Source organism: Bradyrhizobium sp. (genome assembly GCF_019242285.1).
Taxonomy (GTDB): domain Bacteria; phylum Pseudomonadota; class Alphaproteobacteria; order Rhizobiales; family Xanthobacteraceae; genus Bradyrhizobium.
The window spans coordinates 1-5148 of sequence record NZ_JAFAVV010000381.1; the positions used below are offsets into that span (position 1 = coordinate 1).

Consider the following 5148-nt stretch of genomic DNA (forward strand, 5'->3'; position numbering starts at 1 on the left):
GTCGTCGTGGTGTTCGCGAATTTCACCGTCGACATGCTCTATGCCGTGTTCGATCCGCGGATCCGCTACACTGAATAGAGGAGCGATCCCATGCGACCCATCGCTTCCAGGCTCTCCGCCCTCATCCTGAGGAGCAAGCCTTCGCCCGAAGGGCGACGGCTTGCGTCTCGAAGGATGGCCGCTTGCACGGCCGTCGCCCGGGGCCATCCTTCGAGACGCATCGGCTGCGCGATGCTCCTCAGGATGAGGATCGGAGGACGCTGATATGATTCGAAGTTTGAAATTGCCCGTCTAGAAGGAAAGTCCGCTTGGCCACGATCAACTTCGACAGCGAGCTGCGACGCGCCGGCGCCAAGGCGACCGGCGGCTGGGGCCGGACGGTCTTCCTGGCGCGGCGCCATGTGCTCGGCGCCATAGGGCTCGTGATCATGACGCTGTTCGTGCTGTCGGCGATCTTCGCCGACCTGATCTGCCGTTTTGATCCGCTCACCGTCGATTCCACGCATGCGCTGGCGCATCCCGATGCGCGGCACTGGATGGGTACCGACTCCTTCGGCCGCGACGTCTGGGCCCGCATCATCCATGGCGCGCGCATCTCGCTCGCGGTCGGCATCGGCTCGACCGCATTGGGCGGAACGATAGGCGTGATCGTCGGGCTGACCTCCGGTTACCTGTCCGGCTGGGTCGACCTCGTGTTCCAGCGCGTCACCGACGTCCTGCAGGCGTTGCCGTTGCTCGTGCTCGCTTTGGTGATGACCGCCGCGCTCGGGCCATCGCTGCCGAACGTGATCGTCGCGATCGCGATTCCGCTGGTGCCGGTCGTCGCCCGGGTGATCCGCGCCAACACGCTGGCGCTGCGCGAACAGCCCTTCATCGAGGCCGCCAAGTCGATCGGCATGAGCGAGATGCGGATCGCGTTGCGCCACGTGCTGCCCAACACGCTCGCGCCCCTGATCGTGCTCGCGACTGCGCAGCTCGGCTCGACCATCCTGACCGAGGCCTCGCTGTCGTTCCTCGGCCTCGGCATCCCCGAGCCCTACCCGTCCTGGGGACGGATGCTGTCGGAATCGGCCGCGGAATATGTCCGCACCGCGCCCTGGCTCGTGATCTTCCCGGGAATCGCGATCAGCCTCGCGGTGTTCGGCACCAATTTGTTCGGCGATGCGCTGCGCGACATCCTCGACCCAAGGCAGCGCGGCTGATGAGCGAGGCCAAAGCGGATCAGAAGGTTCTCGAGGTCAGGAACCTGCAGACGGTGTTCTTCACCAATTCCGGATTGTTCCGGGCGGTCGACGACGTCTCCTTCCAGGTCCGCCGCGGCGAGACGCTGGCGATCGTCGGCGAGTCCGGCTGCGGCAAGAGCGTGAGTGCGCTGTCGATCATGCGGCTGGTGCCTGACCCGCCGGGCCGCATCGTCGGCGGCGCGATCCTGCTCGAAGGCACCGACCTGCTCGGCCTCGACGAAGCCAAGATGCGCCAGATTCGCGGCAACCGCATCTCGATGATCTTTCAGGAGCCGATGACCTCGCTCAACCCGGTGATCCGGATCGGCGACCAGATCAGCGAGGCGGTGCGGCTGCACCGGACCTTGTCGTCGAAGGAAGCATGGGCGCAGGCCGTCGAGATGCTGCGCCTGGTGCGCATCCCGGAGCCGGCGCGGCGCGCCCAGGAATATCCCCACCAGCTCTCCGGCGGCATGCGCCAGCGCGCGATGATCGCGATGGCGCTGGCGTGCCGGCCGGCGCTGTTGATCGCGGACGAGCCGACCACCGCGCTTGACGTCACGATCCAGGCCCAGATCCTGAAGCTGATGCTGGACTTGCAGCAGGAGCTCGGCATGGGGCTGATCCTGATCACCCATGATCTCGGCGTGGTGGCGCAGACCGCGCAGCGCGTGATCGTGATGTATGCCGGCAGGAAGGTCGAGGAAGCCGGCGTCGACGCGCTGTTTGCCAATCCGCGCCATCCCTATACCTGCGGGCTGATGGCCTCGATTCCGGCGGTGCCGACCTCGCGCGCGACGGAGAAGGCGCGGCTCGCCGAGATCCCCGGCACGGTGCCGTCGCTGACGAAGCTGCCGCCCGGCTGCGCCTTCGCGCCGCGTTGCGCGCTCGCCGTTGACCGCTGCCGCCAGGAATATCCGCCGCTCGAGGACTGGGGCGGCGGCCATCTCGCCGCCTGCTGGCGTGCGGCTGAATTGAAGGCTGCCTCATGAGCGAGCCGCGCGCGCTGCTGGAGGTCACCGATCTCGTCAAGCACTATCCGGTGCGTCGCGGGCTGCTGCGCCGCGCGGCCGGCACCGTGCACGCGGTCGATGGCGTCTCCTTCTCGGTCGGCGTCGGCGAGACGCTCGGCCTGGTCGGCGAATCCGGCTGCGGCAAGTCGACGGTCGCACGCAGCGTGCTGCGGCTGGTCGAGCCGAGCAGCGGCCGCATCAGCCTCGACGGGCAGGACATCACCCATCTCAGCAAGAGCGAGCTCCGGCCGCACCGGCGCTCGATGCAGATCGTATTCCAGGACCCGTTCGCCTCGCTCAACCCGCGCATGAGCGCCGGCGATATCGTCGGCGAGCCGCTGAGCGTGCACGGACTGGCGTCGGGACGGACCAAGCAGGAGCGCGTGGCAAGACTGTTCGAGCAGGTCGGGCTGCGCCCCGACCAGATGCGCAACTTTCCGCACCAGTTCTCCGGCGGCCAGCGCCAGCGCATCTGCATCGCCCGCGCGCTGGCGCTGGGGCCGCGGCTGATCGTCTGCGACGAGCCGGTCTCGGCGCTCGACGTCTCGATCCAGGCGCAGGTGATCAACCTCTTGGAGGATTTGCAGCGCCAGAACGGCTTCTCCTATCTGTTCATCGCGCACGACCTCGCCGTCGTCGCCCATATCAGCCACCGGGTTGCGGTGATGTATCTCGGCCGGATCGTCGAGATCGCGGACAAGGCCGAGCTGTTCAACAATCCGCGACACCCCTACACCCAGGCCCTGCTGGCCTCGGTACCGGTCGCAGACCCGAAATCGAAGCGGCTGACGCCGCTCGTCGACGGCGACGTGCCGAGCCCGGTCAATCCGCCGTCGGGCTGCGCCTTCCACACCCGCTGCCGCTACGCAGTCGCAGCCTGCAGGATCGATCGGCCGGCCCTGAAGAAAGCCGGCCCGGCGCATCAGGTCGCCTGCCTGCTGAACGGCGGGACCGGCCGGACGGAATAGACGGCGGCCAGACAACTTTGGCGAGTTTTAGGCAAAACGTTCTCCTCGGTGCAGAAGCGACGCGAAAACGCGCAATGCTGGAGCCTGCGCGATGTGCTAGCTTGACTGTGGCTTTTGCAAAATGATTCCGGGGCCACCCGTTGCTCAGAAGATTGCTACCGATCGCCGCGTCCGTCGCGATCTCCTGCTTGTGCGGTTTTTTCCCCGCATCGTCTCGGCAGTGGAAGCCGACGCCCGACGCTCTCGCGCGCGACTATGCCACCATCACCGATGCGCGCGCCAATGGCGAGCTGGTGGTGCTGATGTGGATCGTGCCGCGCATGGTGCAGCCGACCGCCACCGGCGCCGCCGCAGCGACCGCGATGGCGCAGAAATACGTGATGCTGGTAGTGGTCCGCGGCCGGCTGGACAAGGCGACGGGTTCCATGTCGTTCGACGATATCGATTCGCTGGACGCCAAGGACCAGAGCGGCAAGGCACTGACGGCTGTTTCACGCAACGACCTGCCGCCGAACTCGACCGCCATGGTCGCGGCGCTGGAAGCGGTGTTCCGCCAGTCGATGGGCGCGATGGGCAAGGGCATGAAGATGTTCATCTTCGAAGGCGCCAACATCGACTCCTGCAAGAAGGGCCAGTTGTCCGTGCCCTTCGGCAGCGAGACCTACACCTGGGACACGCCGTTCCCGGGCTGCGACCAGAAGAGCTAAAGTCCTATTGCGCGGCCGCAATCTCGACCACGATCCTGCCGGTCGTCACCTGCTCGCCTTCTGCGACGTCGATGGCAGCGACCATGCCGGCGACGCCTGCCGTGTGCACGTGCTCCATCTTCATCGCTTCGAGCGTCAGCACCGGCTGGCCCGCTGCGACACGATCGCCCAGCTTCACCAGGACGGCAGCCACGCGGCCGTTCATGGCGGCGCGGACCTTGCCGTCGCCGCCGCTTGCCGCTGCGGGAGTGGGGGCGGCGAGCGTTCGGTCGCGAACCGATCGGGGGCGCCCGCGATGCAGGAAATGGAGCGCATCGCCGTTCCGATGAAACGGGATGCTCTCCATGACGCCGTTGTGGTGCAGGCGGACGGTCTCCGAATCCATGGCGACGATCTCGAAAAGATGAACGCCGCCGTTCAGACCGACGGCATAGCCGCCCTCGCGTTCACGGACGACCTCAAGCTCATGCACCACGCGATCGATCTCGAACCGCAGCGGCAGCGAAAACGTCGCCGCCAGCGACCGGCCGCCGCGCCAGCGCGGCGCATGGCAATGGGTGACATAAAGCAGCAGCGCCGCCAGCGCCGCGTCGGAGGCGATCGCTGTGCTCTTGATCAACGCCTCGCGATGGCTGTCGATGAAATCGGTCGTCACCTGCCCTCGCGCAAAGTCCGGGTGGCGCAGGCAGGACATCAGAAACGCCTGGTTGGTGGTGACGCCGAACGCAAGCGTCTGCTCCAGCGCGCAGATCAGCCGGCCGCGCGCCTCCTCGCGGGTGGCGCCGTGGCTGACCAGCTTGGCGATCATCGAATCATAGAACGGGGAAATCTCGGCTCCGGACTCCAGCGCGTGCTCGACGCGAATGCCCTCCGGCATCTGCCACCGCGCCATGGTGCCGGACTGCGGCATGAAGTCGGCCGCGGCGTCCTCCGCGCAAAGCCGCACCTCGACGGCATGGCCGGAAAACCGGACATCCTCCTGCCGCAGCGGCAACGGCTCGCCGCGCGCGATGCGAAGCTGCAGCTCGACCAGGTCGAGCCCGGTGATCAGCTCCGTGACGGGATGCTCGACCTGCAGCCGCGTGTTCATCTCCATGAAATAGAACTGGCCGCCGGCGTCGAGCAGGAACTCGACGGTGCCGGCGCCGACATAGCCGACAGCTTTCACGAGCGCGACGGCTGCATCGCCCAGTTTTGCACGCAACGCAGCGTCGACCGCCGGCGAAGGCGATTCCTC

5 protein-coding genes are annotated in these 5148 nt (G+C 66.9%); 4 read left to right on the plus strand and 1 reads right to left on the minus strand.

From position 1 onward, the window contains the following. Window positions 1-308 precede the first annotated feature (308 nt). The 4 genes from JOY90_RS14795 (at window position 309) to JOY90_RS14810 (ending at window position 3911) form a co-directional block, all read left to right on the plus strand. Window positions 309-1202 (plus strand): ABC transporter permease, encoded by an 894-nt coding sequence (locus JOY90_RS14795; protein ID WP_291691861.1) that lies wholly within the window; start codon window positions 309-311, stop codon window positions 1200-1202. Next, complete coding sequence (locus tag JOY90_RS14800; protein WP_291691862.1) at window positions 1202-2215, plus strand: ABC transporter ATP-binding protein; 1014 nt, start codon at window positions 1202-1204, stop codon at window positions 2213-2215. The genes JOY90_RS14795 and JOY90_RS14800 overlap by 1 nt, the downstream gene beginning before the upstream one ends. After that, window positions 2212-3204, plus strand: coding sequence for an ABC transporter ATP-binding protein (locus tag JOY90_RS14805; RefSeq protein ID WP_291691863.1), 993 nt, complete (start codon window positions 2212-2214; stop codon window positions 3202-3204). The genes JOY90_RS14800 and JOY90_RS14805 overlap by 4 nt, the downstream gene beginning before the upstream one ends. A 188-nt stretch (window positions 3205-3392) precedes the next feature. Next, window positions 3393-3911 (plus strand): hypothetical protein, encoded by a 519-nt coding sequence (locus tag JOY90_RS14810; protein ID WP_291691864.1) that lies wholly within the window; start codon window positions 3393-3395, stop codon window positions 3909-3911. Between the two features lie 4 nt (window positions 3912-3915). On the opposite strand, the gene JOY90_RS14815 is transcribed toward JOY90_RS14810, so the two are convergent. Further along, window positions 3916-5148, minus strand: a 1233-nt coding sequence (locus tag JOY90_RS14815; RefSeq protein WP_291691865.1) for a biotin/lipoyl-containing protein, incomplete at its 5' end; no start/stop codon positions are given.